Origin of the sequence: Bernardetia sp. ABR2-2B (genome assembly GCF_037126435.1) — a bacterium.
GTDB lineage: Bacteria > Bacteroidota > Bacteroidia > Cytophagales > Bernardetiaceae > Bernardetia.
This window is the reverse complement of sequence record NZ_CP147020.1, coordinates 604,806-628,584: the sequence shown is the minus strand read 5'-3', so window position 1 is coordinate 628,584 and position 23,779 is coordinate 604,806. Positions and strand designations below refer to the sequence as shown.

Sequence of the window (23,779 nt, the reverse complement as noted above, 5' to 3'; positions counted from 1 at the left end):
CTGTTTTTTGATGATTTTAAAGACTTTTAAGCTCCAAAGTCAGCTTCAACTTTTGCATTAAATTCAGCAAAAATATCATCATCTTTTGGCGTTGTATCAGCCGTTTCAGTTTTTTGAGTAGCAGAAACTGGAGCTGCTGGACTTGCTGCTGCAACTTTTGAATATTCTTCGTTTTTGGCTTTGAGTTCTGTTACTTTCTGCTCTAAAACCAGTTTTTCAGCTTCCAAGTCTTTGACTTTTTTTGAAAGTTCGCTTTTTTCGGAAGTGAGTTTTTGATTAGACTCTTCAGCTTCTTGAAGTTCTTGAAGTGCAGCGTCTAACTTTGTTAAACCTGATTGATTGACCTCTAATGAAGTTTCTTTTTCAGTCGCATCACCAAAGCCTAACTTTTTCATGATGTTTGCACCTATGGTTAATTTGCTCATATAAATTTGAGTTTGTTGAGGTTGAGAATTATTTGAATTTATTTGAGAGCGCAAATATTCCATTGCCTCTTTTTCGCTTTTAATGTCGTCGACTAATCCTACTTGAATTGCACGTTCGGCAATATAAATACCTCCTGAAAAGACTTCTTCAGAAATATTTGGACGTGCCGTTTTGATGTCTTTGATGAAAATATCTACAAGGGGATCAAGTACATTATCAAGCATTGGAGTATAATTATCCTTCAATGCTTCTCGTACTTCCTTGTTTTTGTTACTTGATTTACGAGCGTAAATCTCATGTCTTTTTATACCTGCTTCTTTGAAGTATTCGGAGTAATCAGAGAAGGAAACGAACGCCCCTATACTGCCTACTTCGTCCGTTTCCGATTCAATGAATATTTTTTGTGTGGGTGCAACAATCCAATACCCTGCACTTGCAGCGACACTTGAAGCCAGTCCTATGATTGGTTTTTGAGCGTTTTGAATAGCTTTGTAAAGGCGTTGCGTTCCTGCAACTTGTCCTCCTCCTGAATCTACAATGAGTAGCATACCCTTGATAGATTCATCATCAGCAAAAGTATTTTCAATGTAGTTTGCGTAATCTTCTGTTCCATAGTTGCACCATCCACTTTTCATAATTGCGCCCTCAATCCTTACGATTGCGATTTTATCATCGTATTCGGCAATTTCAGTTTTTTCGGCATCGGCATTTTCATAACTTGCAATAGCTGCTTTTGGAGAAACATCTGTTTGATCAGAATCTAATGCAGCGTCAAGCACACGCAAATAATCAGTTGCGTGTGCTTGTGTGATTGCCCATTTTGAGGAGTTTATCGAAGCAAGTGTATTTCTTAAAGACATTTGTAGAGTATTAGTACGCTACAAATATTTTCAAAAATGGACTTTAAAAGAATGTTGTACGAGCTTTTTTTACCCTATTTGTTTTTATTATTTTTCTTCTTGCGCTCGTAATACATTGTAATTATGCTTTGTTGAGAATAAGTATCTTCATCAATATCATAAAAACCTGCTAGGTTTTGCACAGACTTTACTAAAGATAAGGAGAGCTGCTGTTTTTGAAAATCACAAAATTCAACAATCTTCTCTTTAGCTGTGTGAATCAAAAAGGCTTGAATATTTTTCAATTTATCAGGATGATAATCTAATGAAAAATGATAGGGAATGTGAATTCCTAATTCAACATTTTGGGTTACAAGTGTTGAAGGTTTGAAAATTACATTATTCGTAAATGGAACATGTCGTCCTAAAACAAGGATAGAATAAATAGCATTGTGCTCTATTGTTCCATTTTTCAAAGGCAAATAACCCGACTTCTCCAGTATTTTTACTGCGAAAACGGGTAGTTTTAAATTGAGAGGTATTTTATTATTCTGCATCTTATTAATTTAGTAAGTAATAAAAAACGCAGATAGGGGGTGTAGTGTAAAAATACGAATATTTTTAGAATATGTTTACTTTTTTAGCAAAATATTATTCTTTTAAAAATCCATATTCATAAACTTTAGGTTCTATTTTTTTGGCTAGAAGTTTTAAGGCATTTCTTAGATTGCCTATCAACTCCATATATTTTTTATCATCGCTTTTACTATTCATTCTTCCTTTTGCATTTCTGCCCTGAAAGTGCGCTCTAATATCATACAGAGAAGCATTTACATTTACATTCGGCTGACTGTGATAGTATTTCCAAAGCTCACGCCCTTCATCAAAAACGGCGTTTGCTTCCTCCGAAAATACTAAAGGCTCATTACTGCTTTTTGCACCTTCAAATAGCCCTGTGCTTTCTTCTTTTTTTATTTTTCCTGCAATAAAATCAGCCATAAAATTACTCTCAAACTTCGCTCTTGCATTTACTTCTTGTTCTTTGAATGGAATCCAATGGTTTGTTCCTTCTTCTGATGTGATTCTGTTTTGTCCATTGAAAATAGCAAATATTAAACAGTTATTTTGAAATTCTATATCTACTTCCCATTTTAGCTTTGGGTAAAGAAACTGATCTATATCATTTAACCATGTATTATCTACAATATGTCTAACAGTCAAATATACACACATTTGAATTACATTATTTTGTGTTATATCAGTTGTTAAAGATTTTTTTATGTCATTTTTTGAAGGATTATTTGTAAAGAAAACACCTCTATTATTTTGCATATCAGTTCCTTGCATTCTAAGATAGGCTAATCTATCAGATTTTTTATCATAGAAATTACGAAGCCAATTAATTATAAAGCCATTTTTTTTGTGTGCGTAAAAACGCTTTTTTGACTTATATTCCCCTTCCGAAGAAAAAACTTGGCAATTAACTTTAGTAATATCTTCCTTTTTGCTTGTATCCCAAATGATGAATGATATTGGAAAATTGCCTGTTACATTATCAAATGTACTTGCAGGTACAACAAAACCTTTTTCATACTTAGCTTTAAAGTATTTTCTAAATTTGAAAAAATTTTGAGAACTTATAAACTTCAGTTTACTAAAAGATGCTAATTTGCTATTTGGAATTTCTTTATAAACTCTCAAAAAAAACTGTGCGAAAAGTTCTCTTCCTGCTGTTCCTGTAATACTTTTAAAATCTTCGTAAACTTTTGTTTTTGTTGAAACACTAGTCTTGTTTTCACCTGTACCAACTACAGTATCTCTACTACTTGCCTCAGCATAAGGAGGATTAATATAAACAACCAACTTTTTACGTTTCTCTGGATCATTTATAATCTTCAATAATGGTTCGGGAAGTTTATCAAAATCATCATTCAGAAAATCAAACTGAAAAACGTGATCTTCCAAAAGGTTTGCTCCGTGTCCACTTATTGAATTTTTATTCATTGTGTTGATACGAGAGTGCATCACATCAACATCTTGTTTGTCTAGTGTAGAAGCGAAAATATTGTATTTATTGGTCAGTCCTGCCAGTAGGTTTCCTGTTCCTGCTGCACAATCCCAAATATAATATTCATCTTGCCAGTCCTCGCCTAGCACATCAGTAAGGTATTTTTGAGACAGTTCTACCCAAATTTGAGGAGTAAAAAAACTACCTTTTCGCTCTCTTATATCCTGTGGAACAAGCAAATCTCTACGCTCTACAATATAATCCCAATATTCTTCTTTTGGAGGACGTTCGTATTTATTCCAAAATTGATTGTGTGCTTTTTGATTGTCTGTAAAACTAGCTTTCCTAGAAGAAAACATCCCCATGTCGTCTAATTTCCTATCTAATCTGTAATGATCTTTCTGTAAAAGAACATACAGTTTTTCTTTGAGCGTTTCATTTTCTCTTGAAAGCAAATCTGCTAGATAGAAATCGCCATCAATGATTCCACTTTTTTTAGCTGCTTCCCAATTTACAGTAATTGTTGGCTTTACGGCTATGAGCCATTTGCTATAAATTACAATAAAGTTGTTTTTGTCAATCTGAATTTTTGAGGTAGATGATTTACCTAAAATGAAATTCGTTTTGATAAAGCTCTTTAAATCCTTGGGGTCTTTATCGTAATAGAATATCAAAGAGTATTTTTCTATGAGTTCAGATACTTTTCCTTGAAGCTGTTTAAATTCTTTTGTTTCGTAATTTGATGGCGTTACATTCCAGTTAAAATCATTGATATAAAAAACATCTTGAATATCATTGTAAGGAATGAAAGCAATTTTTTCAGCATCAAAAGCTCCCAAATAAGCAGGGGGCAAATGGCTATCAAAAGTACGAGCCTTTCCGATAGTAAGAATGAGCTGTACGATAGAAGTAATATAATCGGCTGTTCCTTTTTTGGCTTCTGCCCAAAGGAATGATTCTTCGCCAAAAACCTGTGTTTGAGTACCGTATTTTGGAGAAACACAAAAATCTACATCACCGAGTAGCTTTGTACAGTCAAAGTCTGAAAAGCAATCATTTGCTACTTTATTTATTACTTCTCCTTCTCTTATTTTTCTTTTTGCCATTATTTTTGGAAGCTAAGTTGTGTTGTTAGTTTCCAAATATAATATTTTTTTATTATCAAAAGACAATTATTTCATATCTGTATAATTCTTTTTCTCTAATAATAACTTCTCTATGTAGAAATAATGATAAAGAATTAATTGATTTATGATTATTTGAATAGATACGCCTTACCAAATTCATTTTTCTAGCAACTAAAAAAGTAGGTTCTTTCAGTTCCAACTTATCTATTTTTTCAGTCATCAATATCATTGACTCTACAAGAGCTTTCAATGCTAAGATATATTTTTGACTAATAGTATCTGAATTTTCGCAGTGGCTAACATTCGCCTTATTGTGATAGCCTAGCAGACGAACAATATCAGACTGAGAAAGACCATGCTTTTTTCTAAATTCTTTCATATTTCTATAAACTCATTAATGTTAAGCACATTGTACTGCCATCCCTTTCCAGTAAATTCTATTTCGATAATATACTTTTTTTGAAAAAGAATGATATGAGTCCAACGCTCATTTTTTTCGTTGTATTCTTTTATTTTTGAAAAGAATATTTCCTTTATTCGCTTGTCTAGTTCTAAAGATTTCATATTTCAGTTAAAGCAAAAATTAGAGTTGTGATAATCACAACCCTAATTTAAGAAATTATTTTTGAATTTGTTTTATATCTGCAATAGAATAGTCATTACCAATCTGTGAAAGAGTCTGACCATTATCTAAAACTAGATAATCAGAAAAGACAACACGAATACCAAATATTTTGATACGATTAAGTCTTGACTTTACGTCATGATAAATCAGAGTTGCACATTGTCTTAATGCTGCATTTTTGTCTTTGTCTTTTTTCGTTGGAAGAACTGGATAAAGGATTTTGTATATATCATTTTGAACTGTAAATTCAAATAGTATTGCCTCTCTACCTCTTTGTTTTCCTGCCAAACGAGTATCTACTTGCCCTCCCATCTCAACAATCATTTTCTCAACTTTATCAAGCCAAGTTTCTACTCCTGATTGTGAAGTTTTCCAATAGGGCATATTTTCAGCGAATGGTAATGACATAATTTTGTAGTTTAGTTGTGATTAATTAAAAATCTCTTCTTGTCCGTTTTGTGACATTTTTATGTTTACACAATGACCACAAATGCAGTTGTATAGCTTGTCTTTCCCCAAATACAATTCACTTGGGCTATGATAGAATGTAGATTTACAGTGTTCGCAAATAAACTCACCATAATCTGCACCTAGAGAAGTTTGCCAAAATAAAGGGATAGCTCTATAAGAATTGTCAAACTTTTCCTTACCCTCCTTTTTTCTTTCAGCAACTCTTCTTTTGTATTCCTTTTGAGTCTGTGCTAGTATGTCTTTATCTCCAAGTTTGCTAGGGAATTGAAGTCGAAATTCTAATTCAATTCCACGTCTAATAAAAGGGTTATATTTTTTTTCTTGATTATAATGTTTTTTGTAATTTTCAAATTTTCTAGCTTTTTCAGCCTTCTTTCTAAAAAAGTTACGTTTCTGTACTATTGAAGAAAAGATTCTTTCAAATCTATTTTTTTTCTCTATTTGATTATTCATAGTTGTTGTGATTTAAAGGATTCGTTTAGGTTTTAAATTCAAAAAAGAAACATCAATAGGCTCGTGCCTAAGAACAATTTTATAAGTTCCTCCAAAGTTTTTCTCGTGCGCTTTATCAAAAAACACTCGGTACTCGCTGCTCATAAACGCTTCAATCAAATGCTCATTTGGCAAAGTGAGATGAGTTATTCCTTCATCATCATTGCGAAACTTCAACTCTAACGACTGAAACTCTATTAGTTTCACGTTTGAATTACGATTGAAGTCAATCATTGTAGCTGTAAATACTCTATCTGGGTTAGCGTGTCTTTTTATGCGCTTTTGGATTTTTTCAGCTTCTGACCTTTCAAGCTCAACAACTTTCGTTTCGGCTGTTTTCGGTTGCGTTTCGCTTTTCTGAATAGGTGTTTTTAATACGTATTCAAGTTTTACAGATTCACCAAAAAAACGAATTTGAAACTGACGAAACACTACTAAAAATCTATCCTGCTCCAGTTTATCAAATTGCGCTTTGCTATCAATGAAACATTTTAGAGAGTTATTTTGAAAGCTGTGAAACTTGATATTTGCGACATCAGCAATGTATTCAGCAAGATTTAATCTTACTAGCTCTGAATACATCGCTTCTTTCATCTGTAGAAATATAGTGCTGTAATCTGTCGTATCTTCTTTGAAAATCTTTGGAGTTGCCTTGAACTCCTGCTCACTCAAATCAGGCAAACTGTAATGCTCCTGTGGAGGAAACGATTTTTTTTCTTTGAAGTGCTTACACACTCGTAGCAATTCTTTTCTACTTTCTTCTACATCAAGAATCATAATACCAGGCGCAGGATATTGAAAAACATTTTCATCGGTTTCTCTGTCAAAGATAAGAGCTTTTACAAATGTTTGATCTGGTCTCTGTCTTTTGATTTGACCGTTTGGATTAATACGCCCAAAAATTTCTTTGACCAAAAAATCCTGAATCGTTCTCAAGCTATCGTGGTCAAAGAAATTTTTACAAAACTTTATTGGGTAATCAAGCTCACGGATATATATTATAATTTCCCACTTACAAGGAACATCCGAAATTTGAGCTTTTCCATTTTTCCAAATTGGCTTTTTGTTTTTGCCAATTACACATCTGAAGTTATTCTCACGCTGTATCTTTTTGCATTTAAGCCAAAACATACGTTTTGCGTTATCTTTTTCATCGCTGCCATAAAAATCCTTATTGACAGTAAGAAAGTCTGGGTACGATTGTAAAAACCAAACTATACGACCTTCTACTAAAAATGCGTCTCTTATTTTGCCTTTAAATTCAAATTCTTTTAGTGATTCTACTTGACTAGTATTCATAATTTTTGTATGTTTGTGTTGTCGGTGCGACTTACCCTTTGTCAAATCCGATCAACCTATTGCAGAAAAAAAATTTTTAATCCTTCCGTGTTGAAGGATTTTTTTTTGCGCCACGCCCTCCCCCGCCTATTTTACTAAGTAATTTCTGTTTACCGTATTTTTTTTGCTTTGTGATTAAATAACTTTTTAAAACAAAGTTCACTATCTGCAAAGGCTTGGAAAAATAAGGGGATTTACAACAGAAATTTAAAAGCTATTTAAAAGCTATTTACATAGCATTTAAATAGCTTTTAAATAGTCTAGATAAATTCTATATAAATACTGGTAAAAGGGTGGACATTTTGTCCCTAATACCCTTAAACAAAGTGCATAGTAAAGCAGTACCGTTTTGAAGTATTTTGTTTTTTCTGTCGGTCTGCTTGGGGTTCGTGGTACGTCAAATTTAAGCCTTAAACACTCTCTAAATCCTTCTCCTTACGCCCTGAAGGCACTAAGAAGGCAGGGTTTAACAGCAGTGTTAGTCCGTAGCAACTTGTCTCAAAACGCTCTAATAATGCAGGAGGTGCTACGTTAGCCCTTTTGGCTACTTCTCCTGTCAAGACTTTTAGACTACGCTGTATAGTCTTTGGATTGCATTGTAAATGTGTCGCTATGCTTTGCTCTTTTGTAACAAATCCTAATGTTTTGAATGTATAGGAATTGCCTTCATCGTCTCTTCGTTGCGTTGTAATCGTTTTTACGTCTTTGCTTTTTTTATTGTGTTTCAAAATTGCAAGTCTGTAAATACGCAGCAGAATAGGCACTCTTGATGCTCTTATCTGTTCTTTCAAGTCCTTATCTTCGTTGTATTTTCTCAAATACATTTCTACATTATGCAGCGTTTTAGCTGAATCGTAATAGGTGTAAGGTTCTTTCTTTGGTTGCTCCTGTGGAGCTTGTGCAGCTTCACTCATCATTCTCCTCCTTATATTTTTTACAGAGTAATGATTGCTTTGCAGTTGCTTGTCGTTTCATTTCTCCGTATTCTATTATTTTTTTATAGAGGTCTTCTCTTGTCTTTTCACAAAAAATAACAGGTTTTGAACATAGTATCTGAAAATCATATATAGCTATTTTAGTGTACTCATGTTTCCAAAAACAACTTTTTTCTCCTGCGTGTCCAGAAATATTAAGCAACCAATTCTTTTCAGCTTGTTCGGCTGCTTCTATGACTGCAATGCGCTCTTTAGCTTCTAAGTGTAGAGCTGAAAGTGTGGATATTTTTTTAGATTTAAAGCTCTCTTTTAGAATCTCTTCTGCTTTTTCTCTTTTTATTTGCTTGTATTCCTTGATAGATGTTACTTCTACTATTGGAACACCTGAACTTGTAAATCTTTTAGGAGGCTCGTAAGTGACTGATATTTTTGTATGATGATTTGCAAAATTTTGATATACTGCAAAGCGTTGAGCGTATTCAGAACTATTCATTTCTTTTTCCTTTTCAGGAAAGAGTAAATAAAATTCATATTGATAAGCTGGTTTCGATAAATCAGTTGTGAATGTAGCTGTTAGTTCTCCACGACTATTATTCACGTGTCGCAAATAACCTGTTATGACACTACTCATCACTTCCTCCTTTCTTTATTTTCAGATTAAGCAAACTGAAATCTACACTCCAGTTACTTTGCTCTTCTTGTTTAACGAAATTTGCATTCGCTTGTAGCTCTTCTTTACTTCTAAAGTCTGTATTTGATATATACAATCCTGACATAAAGAAAGCAAGACATAATAAAAGAAGCATTGAAGCAAAAACTAATGTTCTTAGGCTCTGTAAGTCAGTCGCCTGTTGTTGTTGTTGTGGCATCATTGATTAAAAAATTCGGGTTCAAGTTTATGTCCGTTTGTTTCTTTTTTTGGTTCTGACTCTACTTGCAAAGAACCATTTGGATAGACTGTCCAAGAAGTTTTATTTTTACCTTCCTCTTCTTCTATTATTGCGACAATCGCACTATAATAGTCTGCCCAAACTTCGGATTTACGTGCGTTTCTGTACTCGCCTTTTTCTAAAAATCTTCGCATTTTACTGGCGTGCGCTCGTGCATTACCTTTATATCCAGTTAAGTCTTTTGGCAATTCATCATTTATTGAGAATTTATTTTCTTCAGTTTTTGAAATTTTATTTGGCAAAGGCATATCTTCAATTTTGCCCTGTGTTTCTTCGGATTCTCCCGAAACATCGTTTTCAGCCTGTTTCTCGCCTGTTTCGGTGTTTCGTGTTTCGCTTGTTTCGTGTTTCGGCTTTTCTTTGGAAGTCAGAGAGAAAATCATATACGCTCCCCCTTCTGTAAAAAGGAAAGCTAAAATAGCCGATGTAAAGAATATCGCATTTAGAGAATATTTAAGATATTCTGTTTCTGGGTTGCTATCTGATGGGTAAAATGAATCTGTAAAATCGTACAGTTTCCAACAGATAAAAAATAACCCAAATACAGATATTCCAAAGAAAATCCTAGCATATAGCATTACTCTTGAGTTGTAAAATTTGGCAGCCATTAAAGCTGACAAAGTGAATCCTACATCTGCAAAAAATATAAGTGCGACAATTCCTCCTGCAAGCCAAGGATAATCTTCCCAAAAGATTTTTATTATCAAACTTGCGACAACAAAAAACAAGATTAGCCTAACTATAAATCCTAGTAACACCGAGTTTGTGCCTACGTGGTTCGAAATTGAATCTATCCAGTTGTTTAAAAAACTTTCTTTTAGTTCTATTTTTTGAACTACTGGGATTTGAGTTTGAGGTTTTGGGTTGTTCATACTGCCTTGCTCCTCCCTAGCTGTACAACTTTTGTAGGTTGCGTTTTAGGTTTTGAATTTCTTTTTCTGCGCCTTGGTGTAGGAGCTATTCTTTTAGCTAAAAAACTTCTAAAAGAAAGTTTCTTTTTGCTTCGTGCAAATACACTTTTATACAGCCCTGATAGCAACCACCAAGTATAAAAAACTGCATAAAATAAAATATGTATTGCTCCAAATAGCATAAGAAATAGTTGTAGTTTTGGGTGAATTTCCATATCTTTGTTCTGTTACATTTGGATTTGCTCGTAAGAGCATTGATGAATAATTAGCCTATCTAGCTTCACACTATTGATAGGCTTTTTTTATTTCTTGCGTATTGCTCTTATTATAAAAGCGATGCAGCAAGAACAGACCACGATAAAAAACAAGTCTGCAACAGACCATTTTTCATAAAAGCTTGGGTATAAGAGAAACTCTCTCAGCTCCAAAAATTCGCTTAGTAATAGCATAACAGTAGTTAGTTTAGTTGTGAATTAAAAAAAGGTTATTTGCCCTTTATTTTTTTGAGTTTGAATAATTTCGCTTCTTGAGGCTACAAGAATGAAAATTATTGTTTCTAACTGCTCTTCTTTATCTAAGATAGTTTCGCAGCTCTCCATTTTTTCAGAATCTTGAAACCTTTGTAGTTTAGAAGAAAGTAAAGTTTTTAAACCCTCAATTTCTTGTACTATTTCAGTTTGAAATATATTCAGCTTGATAGCGTGATCGCACATCTGACAAAGCAATCTAGTTTCAATCTCATCAATTTCTATTTGAGGAATGAATGAGCCTATTTCTATTTTGTCTTTATGCTCCCAGTCTTGTTTGTAATCACGAAATCGCAAATCCAAATCTTGGCGCATTTTCATCTGGTGGTATCCACGGATCATAAAAAAATAAATTTAGAGTTGAGAAAAAAAAGGCAGATAGAATTTATCTACCTTTTTAAAAACTTACACACCTTACTACCTGCTTATTCTAATTCGTCTAATTCTTTTTGTTTTTCCTGTATCCGTTTTTGGAATAAATTGAAGGCAATACCTCCTTTTTTATATCCTTTTTGAACATCTTTAAATCCATCTATATCGTATTGCAAAAACTCTCTTTTTTGCTTTACAGTTAGATTCTCTTCGATAAACGCCTTCACACCGTTTGCCATAATTTTGTTACATTTAGTTGTGATAAATAAAAATGGCTACCTTCTAAAACTTTGGTGTGCAACATAGGCAGCCGTGCCAAAATTATCTTATTGACGTTGCTAGTAGTAGTGTGAAGCAAGGCGTGTTTCTTCAAGTTTGCACTCTTTCTCCTTACGTACTTTCTTTAATTTCTTAGATAAAATGAGCGTTTAAAAAACACTCATTTTTATTTTTATTCCAAAGACGAAGTAAATCGTGTTAGTATGATTGAATTAAAACAGGGCAATCAAAACCTGATTTCTTTGTAGCTATGAAGTGAGCAAGACCAAAATAGCCCTGCCCAACTTTCACAACTTAACTATTTGACAAGCAAACAGTGTCATTACGATTACTTATAATAGCCTGTTGAGCTACTATTTTCATCTCTATTTCGTAAATCCACTTTCGGACTACTGATTTTTTTTTGTGAGGAGAGTCTTTAAGCATGTTGTTATAAACATTCTTTATACCTTCCAAAATTTCAATTTTCTTGGCTACTGCATTCATAAATAACTTAATGGTCTATTGCTTCTATAAAAAAAGGTTTCTTACATTTTTTGCATTCTACTTCAAAATCTAAGTCTTCATTATTTAAACCTAGCTCACCTAATTCAGCAGAATAACGCTCATTCAAGTCTTGAAAAGTTTCACAATGAGGGCAAGTAGCATTTATTTCAAATGTTGTATTTGCTCTTACTGTTAATTCTTCTTTGTCGTAATGAAAAATCGCATCACATTGATTACAGATATGAGAATCATTTTCTTCGTCAATATCTGTGAATTCATAGCATTCAGGGCATTCAATTCTCATAGCTTTTCTAGCTCCTCCTCTAGCTTTTGAATTTCCTTTGTGAAAAAATCTACTCGTTTTTTAGATAGCTCAATTTGAGCAGTCATTTCCAAAACTTGTTTTTTTCTATAAGAGATTTTTCGTTCTAAAATTCTCTTTCGTTCTTCTGGAGTATGCGTTTTGATTCTTACATAGTTAGCATTCATAACGATTGAAGCTCCTCCCTCCAACCATTTATCTGTTCTTGCCAGTTTTTCATTTCTTTCAAGAATTTTTTTTGTGTTTTGCTGTCTCCTTTTACTTCTGCTCGTTTTGCTGCACTTCTTGCAGCTTCACGATGATTGACACCATTTGAAATATTAGATGTCAAGATTAGTTTCCTGCTTGCTTCCATCTGTAATTAGTTTAGTTGTGATTTGCTCCTGCTCAGTTTGTTCACTGTCAGGAAATACAAAGTCTTTCAAATATTCTTCATCTGACGTACAGCGTTCAAAGAAACGTGTTAGAAGTCCTGTTCTATCAAAACCTCTATTTTCCAATTCTTCGATTTTATCAAAAAGTTCAATTGACACAGTTGTTGAGAACTGCACCGTTTTAGGCTTTTTTGCAGTATTTTTTGACACTTTTTTAGTGTCGTTGCCAACTAATTCATCAATACTTGCATCTTTTTGTGCTTTCATACGTTCATTTTAGTATATTTGCGTACGTTGTGTACGCTTGTTTGACTTTCTATACTTCAAATATACAACTATTTTTTATTAATGCAACTATACTTGCATATAAAAATTAAAATTTATTCAAAAATACATTCAAAACTCAATTATATATGGAATTAAAAGACAGATTTAAAGCAGCAAGAAAGCATTTTGACGAAAGTCAAGCAAGTATTGCAAAAAAAGTAAAAATTGACAGATTTGGTAGAGGAGCTGTATCAGCAATAGAAAGTGGGCAATCTATCTCTCCCAATGCATATTATGTAAAGTTACTTGAAAGGAAAGGAGTGAACTCTGACTGGCTTTTGCATGGAGAAGGAGAAATGATGAAAAAGGACAATAATAAAATCCCATCTGATTATGAAAAACTCCAAAGTGAGAACTCTTATTTAAAAGAGAAAATGAAAGAAATGGAACAGCGATTTGAAAAAAGGTTTGAAGAGCAAAGAGTAAAGTTTTTAGAAATGATTCATGACATTTCGGGAAAGCAATCGGAGCATAAGAATGCAGCCGTCCCAAACGCAAGACAAAATAATAGTTTTGCTTTGGGGCTGTCTTATGTTCCTGCATCTATATAATAGTATATAGATGTGCTGCAATACATTTGGTATCTCCTAAGGTATCTCGTTTTTAAAATGTGGGTTTTTGATGGTTTTGAGTGCAACATTCGGAATCTGAAGGAATCACAAAAGGCTATATTTATATAAATAGCGACGTTTTTTTAAATAAAAAGGCTTGTAGAAATTACTCTATAAGCCTTTTTTTATTACTTCTGTATAGAAGACACTATTTAGGTTACTATTCAAAATTACTGGTTACTGTACTTTTGCAATTCATTTTTTTTATACAACCCTAAATAGTATTATGTTAAAAAAAATCGCTTTATGAATGTTGTTTTTTCCCTCCGAAAAGACCAAAAAAGTAAGAATGGATTAGCTGTTATCTACTGGTACATTTCACACAACGGTATGCGTTCAAAGAAAGCAAGTAGTGGAATACGAGTATATGAGCATCTTTGGCAAAAAAAGTATGCTTCTGGACAAAATTCAAAGCCTATCAATGATGGATTAGATAATTTGAGAGCAGACCTTACAGATTTATTCAATCAATACAAATCTACAATTTCACATATACAAGAGATAGCAGATTTTTATTTAAAAAAAGAAAGTCCACAAATATCAATGCTTGATTTGTATGACAAACTGGTAGAAAAACGAAGTGTTGGAGTTGCGAGAGGAACAATAACTATTTATAACAATTTTAAGAAAAACTGGCTCAAACCTTACTTAAAAAGTATTGGTAACTTAAATATGGAAGCAAGGCATTTTAATTACAAGCACTTGGAGCAACTCAAAAACTTTATGCTTGATAGTGGAAAAATCAAATCTACTGAATACTTAGAAAAGTCTTTAGCTAGAGTGAAAGCAGCCGTAAAACTAGGTTATTCTATGGAATTACTAGAAAAAGATGCAGTAGCTCAATATTCTCTGAATATAAAACACAAAAAAAGAGAATACGTTTATCTTGATATTGAAGAGTTAAAACGATTTGCAGAACTAACCTTTTCTGAAAGAGAAAAGCATTTAGAATTAGCTAGAGATTTATTTCTAGTACAATGTTATACCTCTTTGAGCTATGGAGAGCTAAAAGACTTTAATGTAAAGAAAAACCATATTGAAACTGACGACTGGGAGTGGATTTTACAAAAACGAGGTAAGACTAATGGAATACATTATATTCCTTTGCTTCCAGAAGCTCTTGAACTCTTGAAAAAGCTAGAGTACAACACAACACCTACGGCAAATCACACCTATAATCAAAATATCCGTATTTGTATGTATAGGGCAAGAATTGATAAATACATGCGTTCACACTTTGGAAAGCATACAGCAGGAGCATTTTTCCTAAATAGTGGTATTGATATAAATGTTGTACAAAAAGTTCTAGGTCATAGTAGCATCAAGACAACCGAAAAGGTTTATGCTAAAATGATACATACTTGGGGTGTTAAAAATGAATTTGATAGAGTGTTCCGTAATAAGTAAACTTATTTATTCTCTTGTCTTGTGTGTACCCTTAATACACGCAATTTTTCGGACACAAAAAAAGCTACATTTTTTCAAACATAGCTTTTTGATTTTGTTTAAGCAATAGAGCTGTAAAGATTAAACAATTAACCTATATCGCCTACGATTTGAGGCCCACCATAACCCATTGGGGGATTGTGTGGAACAAAAGAAGCAGAATTAAAAAGAACTTGATATTCTCCATCAACTGCATTTTCTACCTCAATTTTATAAGTAACGTTATACCCAACAGTACGCTCAACAGCAAGAACCTTTAATTCTGTAATTGAAACTATCGCACTTGGACTTTGAGGCGTGTAATTCTGCATAAACACAGAAACATGAGCAATCTTATCAGATATTCCATTCACTCCTGCAAATGGACATGGTAGAGTAATTACGTTATTTACGCAATTGCCTATAACTGTTTTGTTTTGTTCGTTGCAACAATCTTGTGTTTCCGTTTGTGTTGCTGTACTGGTTGTACTTGTTGTTGTAGTTTTCATTTTTTTTGTAAAATAAATAAGTGAGTAAAATTAAATAAAATAGGCTACAAGTGTGTATGAACCACTTCCTATATTTCCAAAGTTTATACTACCTGTACTTAGAGTTGCTGTAAATGATACTTCTTGTGTGCCTTTGTACAGTTTATAAATAGGCAAGTCATCTCCGTAAGGGTGTGCAAACTCAATCGGTACAGTAGTATTTGGTGGTGTAGAGGTTGTTTGTTTAAATAGCTTTACTTTGCCATCAAAAAAACCTTTATCGACTAAACTTCTAGCTGTGTAATTTGCAGAGTAATCTGCTGCATATTTAAGTGGTTTGTCTTCAGAATCTTCGTAGGTGTTTGTATTTAGATTAAATGAAGTGTAATTATTATTAGCTTTGTTTTTTGTATATATACCAAAATAAAAGTCAGCGTTACCTTGAATATTTCCTTGACTATCTCTTGAAATTACACCTGCAACATTTCTAAAATCAAAATTTGCAGTATTTGTCGAGCCAAATATAAAATCATACTCATCTTCATCAACTTCAAAAAACATATTTGTAGTTGAATACCCATCAACTTTTGTATTTTCAAGTTTTTTGAAGTTTGAAATGATATTCTCCTGCATATCAATAGCTCCAGTCATAGCTCCACCAGAAAGGGGTAAAAAGTTTCCACCACCAGAAGGGGGAGCTATCCATTCTACATCGTTATCTGTGTTAGAACGTTTAGCTAGAATTTGACCCTCCAAGCCACCAGTAGGGATAGTATTGCTAGAAAGTGTAGTGATACTTTCATTTATTGTAGTGATAGAAGTTTCTATTCCTACTACTTGTGCATCAATGACATCATTTACCTGTCTTACACTTGCAGGAGTAATAAGCTCACTAACGTTATCAATGATAAAATTATCAGAAGTTTGTTTTATGATTCCCATAATATTTCAGTTGTCAGTTATCAGTAAACAGTTATCTATTTACTTTCTTGAAAAATAAGTAAGTGTTTTTTATACCGTATAAGGAACGAATACGGCTGCTGGAGAGAAAACAATATGATACTTTCCATCTGGCAAACCTTCAATTTTGTATCTATCGTTCTGAACAGCTACATTTTTTGTAATTGAGGTAGGAATAACTTGTTGATAGCCAATTTCAGTATCTACTCCATTTACATAGAGTTGCTTGTAAACGGTAATCGTAGCAAGTGTTTTTGAAGGGTAAGGATTGGCTATATCCAAAACTGAACTTGTAGATTCTGCTACAAATGAAATTGGTCGTAGAATAGCATCTGTTTTTTCTGTAAGTTGTGTATCTACTAATTCAAACCCTGCTCTTAGTTTGGCTGCTGTGATTCCTTTTTTCTCGCCATCTACAAAATTGGCAGTAGATAGATTTGTAATTGCACTCATAGTATTATAAGTAAGTGGTTTTTGTAATATTTTTAAGCAAACTCATCTGAATATTCATCAGAAAACTCACGAGGTTCGTCAATTTTGTTGTTACCTAAATTTTCAGTTAAGTAGCTTAGGGCCTCATCAACTGTCTCGTAAGTATTTCCTAGTTCGTCTTCTATTTTTTCTACTTTTCGGTAGAAATTGTGTTCTTTGCTTGTTATAAGAACGCCCAGTTTTGAGCGAGTGATTCGTACATCTGTTATTGGAATACTGTCTGTGATAACTCCATTTTCTACTATTTGTACGAATCCGTTTTTTTGGTATATTTTCATTTCTAAGCGTATTTTGGATTAAAGAAGTCATAAGTACCTGTTCCGTATCTTTTTCTACCAACTGCAACTCCAATTTTTGGAAACTCAAATACAACATCTACCTTGTGCGCCCATCTGTTACTTCCTCTGAACATTCCATTTTTAGTAACCTGTGCAATCAAGACAAAAAATTTCGTTGGGTACATTGCTCTAAGTTCTTCCCAGTCCTTTATGGTCATATCTGCATCATCAATAGAATCAATGAAGATGAATTGGTAATCATTAATATCAAATGCTTCCATAGATGAAAAGTAATCCACATTTTTAGATATACCTATATTGTCCTTCATTCTCTTTAATCTATTTCTAAGTCCACCTGTTGCACGTCCGTCTGAAGTAAATTCTTCGTAGGAAACATAAGCAGTCCTACCAAATGCTGAGAATTCTTGTGCAAACTCTAATGCCAGTGTAGATTTTCCATATCCAGAATACGCATACATCAGAATAGAAGCATTGTAAGGAATGTCGTCAAGACCTATTCCCCTATACTTACTAGGCAAAGGAATTGATTCATAAGTGGAATCAATAATATCTTGTCCAGATAATGCACGATAAACTGCACCACCTACAATACCAGAAGCTGCACCACCAACTGCTCCTGCAATGGCTGGGTGTAAACCTGCACCATCTAATCCGTTTAGACTACTTTTTTTTTTACAAATTCCGTCTAATCCTTTTAGTGTTGCTCGTGTGGCTTTAATCACTTTTCTGTTTTGTCTTGCCGTCTGAAGTGTTTTGATAGCTGCTTTCACATCTACATAAAAAGCATCGTCTTTATCTACTTTCTTTAAGTTCTCAATGAGTTTCTCGTATCTTTCTGTGAACTTCTTGTTTTGGGCATTGTAGAACTGGCGTAACAGGCGAATAGAAGTCGCTTCTTTATCGTTCATGTAGGGTTCTAGTAGTTCTGCTCCTTGCTTTTCTAGTTTGAACTTAAAAGTAGCATAAGAAGTGTTTAAAGCATTAGCAAGACTTTCTCCTACAAACTTCAATGGTTCTGCATACTGACTTTTCAAGCGAATTTCCTTGTTTACGGCTGCTTTATTGATACGATTTAAAAGAAGTTGTACACTATTACGTGTTTTCTTTTTCCCTATCATATTTAAGAACCTACGAATTAGGGCCAGGCCCAACTCACTTTCCATTGGGCTACTTCTTTTGGTAGTAACTTTTTTGGCGTTTTTTACAAGACTTGGAAGATTTCTTCTAGTTGTTGTTTTTTTAGCTGGTGTTTTTCTTCTTGTAGTTGTTTTCTTTGAAGTAGATTTTCTACGAGTGGTAGTTTTTTTTACTGGAGCTTTCTTTGTCGGCTTTTTTTTAGATGTAGAACTACCTATTTTTTTGAGCATTTGAGTAAACATATCATAATGTTCCTTTACATCTTGTTTAAAGTCAGTATCTTCTAACATACCATTTTCTGCAAGCTCGGTAATCATAGAATGCCCTTCCTTGAATACATTTATAATTTCTTTATCAAAATTAGCTGTGCTAAAATTGACATTTTTATAGTTGTCTAAGTAGTTTTGATAAGTCATTATGATGCTAATTTAAGTAAAGCTAAGGCACGTTTACGACGTAATTGAAGTGCTTTTGCCTTCATTTTGAGTTTAATTTTAGTTTTGTTTTCAGTCGGAGGAATTAACTTGACTGACTTAGCTGATTTTGGTTTATCAGTAGGTAATGGGTTTCCATTTACATCATCTACATCAGCCATTTTATAGTTTAGTAGGTAGTTTAGACTAGCAAAGTCTTTGGCTGCTTCTTGTGGATAACGACCTGTGATATTGAGTTTCTTTTTCTCATCACGAATTTCTGCCCAAATTTTGATTTGATATTCTGGTGTTGCTGTTTCTTCAAGTTCTGCCTGTTGTTTTCTTAAAGAATTTTTTATTGAACTAATAGCTTGTTCTAAATTATCATACCTTGCTACAATGTCAGCAGATTGATTGATTACAGTTAATGAAGCTCTAAAAAGTCCTAACCTATCACTTGATTGGTAAACAAAATAACTATATGAATGGTCATCCATTTTTTGTATTTTGATTCCTAACTTTACGAGTGCTTTATTATCTACACCATCAAAGTCATTAATGCTATCAACTAGCTTTTTATATTTATCAATCTTTTTCTTAAAGTCTTTATCTTTACTTTCTGTCTTTCTATGTAATTCTAAGAAGTCAATTAGTTTTAGTTTCAGAGAATATACTTTTTCTAGCACTCTTTTTTTCGATTCTTCAGCTACTGATTGTGCAGCATTTATTTTCAAAAGTGTATCTAATTCATTTTCTAATTTTACTTTAGATTTTGAAATATCTTTTCGAATTTCCTCAATTCTCAAACCTGTAAGTTTATTCAAATCTGTAAAAAGAGCATATTTGATAGCTTCTGGGTTTAAACTCTCTTGGTCAAGCACATTTGTATCGTCATCAGCTTTTGACCAAATATCATTTATACGAGCCGATTTCTCCTCTAATTTTTGGAAAATAAACACGTCCATACTATTTTGAACAAGTGGCATAACAACACGTACATAACCAAACCAATTTCCTTGTCGCCAAATTCTACCTTCAAGTTGTCTAACATCAGTAGGATTGAAATCTGGGTATAGGTTGTAGAGTACGCTTCCTCTTTTTTGCAAATCAATTCCTTCACGAATTGTAGAAGAACCAATGACCACTTTTACCACTCCTGCAAGAAACGCATCTTTGATAGCTTCTTTCTTATCTGCATTTCCACCACCTGTTATCATTTCTACCTCATCAAACTTTCTGTTGTTAAAAGTAACACCAGTTTTAAAGCCTAATCTTTTCTCTAAGTATTCCTTGATGAGTGGAAAATAATCTTTGCCTATATTTGAGTAAATAACCTGTCCAGATAGAGGTGTATTTGTCTTTTTGTGGTGTGCTTGTACTGATTTGATACACTCCATTGTGTATAAAATCTTTGGACTATTAATAACGAAATCTTCAAAATCTTCTGGCTCTTCTTTGCTTACCATAAACGGACTGAAGGCATTTTTACGGCTCAAGCTCATTCCACGAAGTGTATTTGCTCCACGTTCTTTAAGTCCTTTTCCACTTTCTGCAACTCGTATCGCTTCTTTTTGATACATCTCTTGCATCTCATTCATTTTTAAATAGGTGACTATTTGTTCTTTTGGTGGTAATTGGACAGTATTTCCATTAGCATCTTTGAATGAAAGTCTAGGTAAATTTATTTTAACAGGACGACGAACTCCTGCATCTTCTCCAGATTTAAAATTGATATAATTGAATACCAACGATTGTAATGAACGTTTATTTTGAAATGACTTTACAACAGGTCTTTGAGTAAGTTTATTGGTAGAAGATACTACATATTCAGCCGTTTCTTGAATAAATGTTTCCATAAATTCAGTAATAGAACTGATACCTGCTTTTTCCATTTTATTGAGAGCAATAAGAGACAACATGGAATAAACCTCTAAAGGACTATTATTGAAAGGTGTTGCAGTCAGTAACACAATATTTCCACCGTGCTTGGTCTGAATGTAATTACAAAGCATAAAAGCGAGTTGCGCTCTACCAGAAGTTTGTCCATTTAGACTATATCTTTTTGTTCCTTCTTGTGCAGGAACATACGAAAATACATTTCTAAAATTATGAGCTTCGTCAATGATAATAGCATCAAAACCGAGTACATCAATATCAGCAATAGTGCCTTTTGCACTACGTCCAATAAGGTATCTCAATTTTTCAAACTGCTTTTCTTTTTCTCTTGCTGAATCATTATCATCAGCATCAACATGTAATAGTATTTTTGCGAGAGAATCAAATAGTTCTACTTCTAATTGTTCAGAAAAACCAATTTTTGCAAAACCTTCATAAGTGATAATTGATATACTTCCTTCTTCTAGTTGTTTATTTACTGTTTTAGGATTAATATATCTCTTACCCATATTCCCAAGGGAATTGATTTTTATGTCTAAATGAGAAAGAATACCTTCTATAAAGTTTCCTTCTTTGTCTGTATAGCCTACAATTTCATTAATCCACTTTTGATAAGTAGGTTTTGGAACAACAATTACAGGACGTTTGTACGTTCCATTCTGAATGTTTTGTGCTGCAATTAAAATAGCAGCCATTGTTTTACCCACACCTACATCATAAGCTAAACAACCAGAACCAACAGCATCAATAAATGCAATCGCTTCACGTTGTGCTTCCATGAAAGCTAAAGGCATTCCTTTAAATAAAGCACAGGTAGCTAGTCCAATCGGAATACGTTTATAGTTTAATTTTGCAAAACCATTGTATTGTCGATTCCAAGACATATCCAACCTTTTTTGGTCATTTATTGATATGCCTGTATTGAGAAAAATGTCAAATAATCTATCTCCTTCTTCTCGTGTATGCTTTTCTAAAAATTCTTTTTCTTCCTTTGATTTACGCCCACCTTCTAAATAAACATGGATAATATTACGAGCCGAAATACCATCAACTTCAATTAAATTTGCATTTACATTTAACCAAGTTTTGAAAAATTCATTCAAATCCTCTTCTACTGGATTACCTTCAGCATCTTCTTCTACTTTATATTTTAAAGCAAATTCAGAAAAAGGTAATATTTTCAAACGCTTACTTGCGTCTGGATTTAGTACAGATAATGGACGAGGTTTAGCTTCGTTTAAAACACGGACATGATCATCATATACAGATTGTCCGTATTCTTTGATAATGTGTTCTTTTTGTTTTTCTAGTGCAAGTATCTTGTCATAGATATTGCCAAAGGTAAATAAAGGTAAAGGTAAAAGGTCTGCTTCTCCAAAAAACAACAATCCTTCTCTTACAAACTTATCTAGTTCTTTTGGGTCAGCCGTTGCACTTGTACGCTGTAATTTGACATGAGATTTGTTTACAAATTTTTTATTTCCTTCTTTATCCGTATAAATTTGATAAACCTTTTTATCGTATTCATTCGTAAAACGACTAGGCTTGCCTAAAATTGAATCAGAAGGAACTGTTCCTTCATCTCTAAAATGATTGTCTTTGATGATAGTAGCTTTTGTTGTTACTAATACCTCTTCTACTTTTCCAGTAGCTTTAAGAAAGTATTTTTCCCAACCGTACATGGGCGAACCTTGACTTTGTTTGTACCAAACCCACGCTTTAATTTCGCCTTCAGTAATGCCTTTGTTATATCTTTTGAAGTTATCATCAAAGCTATTTATTAGCTTCTTATTCGTATTTTCTTTGGCAATGAGACTTGCTAATCTACTCTTGTTTTTAGAAATTTCTTTTTTATCAACTTCTCCTAAAGAACCTAAAACACCGTCTAAGCCACTTAGTCCATTTGATTCCATTTTTAGGAGTGCCAAGGCACGTTTACGACGTAATTGTAAGGCTTTGGCTTTCATTTTCATTTTAACTTTTGATATAGGTGGAGTAGATTTTGTTTTTTTGAGTTTCTCAATTTCTCGTTTGAGCATCTCTATACTTTCTGTGAGTGTAGCTTTTGACTGAACTGAGAAGTAAAAAGAAGTGGAAAGAAATTTTTTATCTACTGTTTTATTAGGGTATTTATTGAAGAAATTACCATACGAGCAAAGTTCCTCTTGAGTTGGCTCAACTGATTTATCATATCTTTCTAACTCTTCAAACTGGTCATATTCTGAACGAACAAAAGAAGACACAAAACCATATTGCAATGCCTTATAATCTTGTGAGGTTGCTTTATCCTTATCTTGTCCATACCTTCGCATTTGTGCAGAAATATGTTCTATAAGTCCGATACGTTCAGAATAATAATTAGTCATTGAGATAGTTTTCTACGTGAGCAATAGCTTCAGAAGGAGTGAGATTATTTTTAATCATAATATTAATAATATCAGATTCCACTTTTAAATAGCCTTCTTTTGTACTTTTTAAAGCACATATTTGAGGGGTTTTTGTTCCATCGCATTTATCCAATGCTCTTTTTATTGCTTCTCTAACTTCTTTTTCCATAAAAATTATTTCTTTTTGAGTACGATGATATGAGTAGGTACTTTGGTATCTTTGAAAATACTACCCATCTCATAGGCATCTACTAAAGTTGCTACTTTTAGGATAGCTTCTTTTTGTTTTTTGTAGCTATTGAATCCTGTGTTGAGGAAATTTTGAGGAATGATATAAACAAGCAATCCACCTTTTTTAAGTAACTTCAATCCATACCACATAAAGAAATATTCATAATTCTGAAATTTGGGTTCTCCTCTACGTGGAAAGTAAGAGGCCCAACGTCCAGTAAATTTTCCATACGGAGGATTTCCGATTATCAAATCAAAAGGATAGCCTTTGAGCCAAGTGGTGTTGCCTTCGTAATCACTACGATAGCGTTCTGGCTGTAAAAAAACTTGTTCGAAGAAAACATTATAAAAAGTAGAAGTAGGGAAACGGTCTTTAACAGTTTCAAAATATTCTGCTTCTGTTTCAAGTCCTGTAACTTTTGTTTTATTTGGAGCATGAACAATCATATTTCCTGTTCCAACCGACGGCTCTAAGACTGTTCCACCATCATAACCATGAACTTTTGCTAATTCCCACATTTGCTCACATATTTCTTTTGGAGTAAAGTAAGCATTTAGTATTTTTTTTCCTTTTCGATTTCCTTCGGAATAGCTCATTTTCTTACTTGATGATTTTAGTTTAAATTGGAGA

At 33.2% G+C, this 23,779-nt stretch carries 30 protein-coding genes; 3 read left to right on the top strand and 27 right to left on the bottom strand.

What is annotated here, in order from left to right:
- Positions 1–26 precede the first annotated feature (26 nt).
- From WAF17_RS02680 to WAF17_RS02625, 12 genes are all read right to left on the bottom strand, one after another.
- Positions 27–1,286 (bottom strand): S49 family peptidase, encoded by a 1,260-nt coding sequence (locus tag WAF17_RS02680; RefSeq protein ID WP_338765928.1) that lies wholly within the window; start codon positions 1,284–1,286, stop codon positions 27–29.
- 74 nt (positions 1,287–1,360) lie between these two features.
- The gene (locus WAF17_RS02675; protein WP_338765925.1) at positions 1,361–1,822 is read right to left on the bottom strand and encodes a hypothetical protein; all 462 of its coding nucleotides are present in this window, start codon (positions 1,820–1,822) and stop codon (positions 1,361–1,363) included.
- A 94-nt stretch (positions 1,823–1,916) separates the two neighbouring features.
- A complete protein-coding gene (locus WAF17_RS02670) occupies positions 1,917–4,379 on the bottom strand; it encodes a hypothetical protein (protein WP_338765923.1) in 2,463 nt (820 codons plus the stop codon).
- 55 nt (positions 4,380–4,434) lie between these two features.
- Positions 4,435–4,779: a hypothetical protein gene (locus WAF17_RS02665; protein ID WP_338765921.1), complete on the bottom strand. Its 345-nt coding sequence runs from the start codon at positions 4,777–4,779 to the stop codon at positions 4,435–4,437.
- Positions 4,776–4,964, bottom strand: coding sequence for a hypothetical protein (locus tag WAF17_RS02660; RefSeq protein ID WP_338765919.1), 189 nt, complete (start codon positions 4,962–4,964; stop codon positions 4,776–4,778). The genes WAF17_RS02665 and WAF17_RS02660 overlap by 4 nt, the downstream gene beginning before the upstream one ends.
- A gap of 55 nt (positions 4,965–5,019) precedes the next feature.
- Positions 5,020–5,433 carry a hypothetical protein gene (locus WAF17_RS02655; protein ID WP_338765917.1) on the bottom strand — a complete coding sequence of 138 codons (414 nt, stop codon included), beginning with the start codon at positions 5,431–5,433 and terminating at the stop codon, positions 5,020–5,022.
- 21 nt (positions 5,434–5,454) lie between these two features.
- On the bottom strand, positions 5,455–5,949 hold the full coding sequence (locus WAF17_RS02650; protein ID WP_338765915.1) for a hypothetical protein: 495 nt from the start codon (positions 5,947–5,949) through the stop codon (positions 5,455–5,457).
- A 12-nt stretch (positions 5,950–5,961) separates the two neighbouring features.
- A complete protein-coding gene (locus WAF17_RS02645; protein ID WP_338765912.1) occupies positions 5,962–7,287 on the bottom strand; it encodes a hypothetical protein in 1,326 nt (441 codons plus the stop codon).
- A 449-nt stretch (positions 7,288–7,736) separates the two neighbouring features.
- Positions 7,737–8,243, bottom strand: coding sequence for a hypothetical protein (locus tag WAF17_RS02640; protein ID WP_338765909.1), 507 nt, complete (start codon positions 8,241–8,243; stop codon positions 7,737–7,739).
- Complete coding sequence (locus WAF17_RS02635) at positions 8,233–8,892, bottom strand: hypothetical protein (RefSeq protein WP_338765907.1); 660 nt, start codon at positions 8,890–8,892, stop codon at positions 8,233–8,235. The genes WAF17_RS02640 and WAF17_RS02635 overlap by 11 nt, the downstream gene beginning before the upstream one ends.
- The gene (locus WAF17_RS02630) at positions 8,885–9,133 is read right to left on the bottom strand and encodes a hypothetical protein (RefSeq protein WP_338765904.1); all 249 of its coding nucleotides are present in this window, start codon (positions 9,131–9,133) and stop codon (positions 8,885–8,887) included. The genes WAF17_RS02635 and WAF17_RS02630 overlap by 8 nt, the downstream gene beginning before the upstream one ends.
- Positions 9,130–10,083, bottom strand: a complete 954-nt coding sequence (locus WAF17_RS02625; RefSeq protein ID WP_338765902.1) for a hypothetical protein — start codon at positions 10,081–10,083, stop codon at positions 9,130–9,132. Before WAF17_RS02625 ends, WAF17_RS02630 begins: the two co-directional genes overlap by 4 nt.
- 6 nt (positions 10,084–10,089) lie before the next feature.
- Between WAF17_RS02625 and WAF17_RS02620 the strand changes: the two genes are divergently transcribed.
- A complete protein-coding gene (locus WAF17_RS02620) occupies positions 10,090–10,263 on the top strand; it encodes a hypothetical protein (RefSeq protein ID WP_338765900.1) in 174 nt (57 codons plus the stop codon).
- A gap of 332 nt (positions 10,264–10,595) precedes the next feature.
- On the opposite strand, the gene WAF17_RS02615 is transcribed toward WAF17_RS02620, so the two are convergent.
- The 7 genes from WAF17_RS02615 to WAF17_RS02585 form a co-directional block, all read right to left on the bottom strand.
- The gene (locus WAF17_RS02615; protein WP_338765897.1) at positions 10,596–10,991 is read right to left on the bottom strand and encodes a hypothetical protein; all 396 of its coding nucleotides are present in this window, start codon (positions 10,989–10,991) and stop codon (positions 10,596–10,598) included.
- Positions 10,992–11,074: 83 nt separating this feature from the next.
- Entirely contained in the window at positions 11,075–11,260 is a 186-nt protein-coding gene (locus WAF17_RS02610; protein ID WP_338765894.1) for a hypothetical protein, read from the bottom strand.
- A 334-nt stretch (positions 11,261–11,594) separates the two neighbouring features.
- Positions 11,595–11,786: a hypothetical protein gene (locus tag WAF17_RS02605; RefSeq protein ID WP_338765892.1), complete on the bottom strand. Its 192-nt coding sequence runs from the start codon at positions 11,784–11,786 to the stop codon at positions 11,595–11,597.
- Between the two features lie 7 nt (positions 11,787–11,793).
- Positions 11,794–12,090, bottom strand: coding sequence for a hypothetical protein (locus tag WAF17_RS02600; RefSeq protein WP_338765889.1), 297 nt, complete (start codon positions 12,088–12,090; stop codon positions 11,794–11,796).
- Positions 12,087–12,275, bottom strand: coding sequence for a hypothetical protein (locus tag WAF17_RS02595; protein ID WP_338765886.1), 189 nt, complete (start codon positions 12,273–12,275; stop codon positions 12,087–12,089). The genes WAF17_RS02600 and WAF17_RS02595 overlap by 4 nt, the downstream gene beginning before the upstream one ends.
- On the bottom strand, positions 12,272–12,439 hold the full coding sequence (locus tag WAF17_RS02590) for a hypothetical protein (RefSeq protein ID WP_338765883.1): 168 nt from the start codon (positions 12,437–12,439) through the stop codon (positions 12,272–12,274). Before WAF17_RS02590 ends, WAF17_RS02595 begins: the two co-directional genes overlap by 4 nt.
- On the bottom strand, positions 12,429–12,749 hold the full coding sequence (locus WAF17_RS02585) for a hypothetical protein (RefSeq protein WP_338765880.1): 321 nt from the start codon (positions 12,747–12,749) through the stop codon (positions 12,429–12,431). Before WAF17_RS02585 ends, WAF17_RS02590 begins: the two co-directional genes overlap by 11 nt.
- Positions 12,750–12,895: 146 nt before the next feature.
- Between WAF17_RS02585 and WAF17_RS02580 the strand changes: the two genes are divergently transcribed.
- On the top strand, positions 12,896–13,360 hold the full coding sequence (locus tag WAF17_RS02580; RefSeq protein WP_338765877.1) for a helix-turn-helix transcriptional regulator: 465 nt from the start codon (positions 12,896–12,898) through the stop codon (positions 13,358–13,360).
- Positions 13,361–13,666: 306 nt separating this feature from the next.
- Positions 13,667–14,827 carry a tyrosine-type recombinase/integrase gene (locus WAF17_RS02575; RefSeq protein WP_338765873.1) on the top strand — a complete coding sequence of 387 codons (1,161 nt, stop codon included), beginning with the start codon at positions 13,667–13,669 and terminating at the stop codon, positions 14,825–14,827.
- A gap of 128 nt (positions 14,828–14,955) precedes the next feature.
- Here WAF17_RS02575 and WAF17_RS02570 read toward each other — a convergent pair whose 3' ends face one another.
- The 8 genes from WAF17_RS02570 to WAF17_RS02535 all read right to left on the bottom strand — a co-directional run bounded on the left by WAF17_RS02570 (position 14,956) and on the right by WAF17_RS02535 (position 23,745).
- Positions 14,956–15,354: a hypothetical protein gene (locus WAF17_RS02570; protein WP_338765870.1), complete on the bottom strand. Its 399-nt coding sequence runs from the start codon at positions 15,352–15,354 to the stop codon at positions 14,956–14,958.
- 30 nt (positions 15,355–15,384) lie between these two features.
- Complete coding sequence (locus WAF17_RS02565; RefSeq protein ID WP_338765867.1) at positions 15,385–16,275, bottom strand: hypothetical protein; 891 nt, start codon at positions 16,273–16,275, stop codon at positions 15,385–15,387.
- A 69-nt stretch (positions 16,276–16,344) separates the two neighbouring features.
- Positions 16,345–16,746 (bottom strand): hypothetical protein, encoded by a 402-nt coding sequence (locus tag WAF17_RS02560; protein WP_338765864.1) that lies wholly within the window; start codon positions 16,744–16,746, stop codon positions 16,345–16,347.
- Positions 16,747–16,778: 32 nt separating this feature from the next.
- A complete protein-coding gene (locus tag WAF17_RS02555; RefSeq protein WP_338765861.1) occupies positions 16,779–17,063 on the bottom strand; it encodes a hypothetical protein in 285 nt (94 codons plus the stop codon).
- A gap of 2 nt (positions 17,064–17,065) precedes the next feature.
- Positions 17,066–18,637 carry a hypothetical protein gene (locus tag WAF17_RS02550; protein ID WP_338765858.1) on the bottom strand — a complete coding sequence of 524 codons (1,572 nt, stop codon included), beginning with the start codon at positions 18,635–18,637 and terminating at the stop codon, positions 17,066–17,068.
- Positions 18,637–22,896 carry a DEAD/DEAH box helicase gene (locus tag WAF17_RS02545; RefSeq protein ID WP_338765855.1) on the bottom strand — a complete coding sequence of 1,420 codons (4,260 nt, stop codon included), beginning with the start codon at positions 22,894–22,896 and terminating at the stop codon, positions 18,637–18,639. Before WAF17_RS02545 ends, WAF17_RS02550 begins: the two co-directional genes overlap by 1 nt.
- Positions 22,889–23,086, bottom strand: a complete 198-nt coding sequence (locus WAF17_RS02540; protein ID WP_338765851.1) for a hypothetical protein — start codon at positions 23,084–23,086, stop codon at positions 22,889–22,891. The genes WAF17_RS02545 and WAF17_RS02540 overlap by 8 nt, the downstream gene beginning before the upstream one ends.
- A 5-nt stretch (positions 23,087–23,091) precedes the next feature.
- Positions 23,092–23,745 (bottom strand): N-6 DNA methylase, encoded by a 654-nt coding sequence (locus tag WAF17_RS02535; RefSeq protein ID WP_338765848.1) that lies wholly within the window; start codon positions 23,743–23,745, stop codon positions 23,092–23,094.
- Between the last annotated feature and the right edge of the window lie 34 nt (positions 23,746–23,779).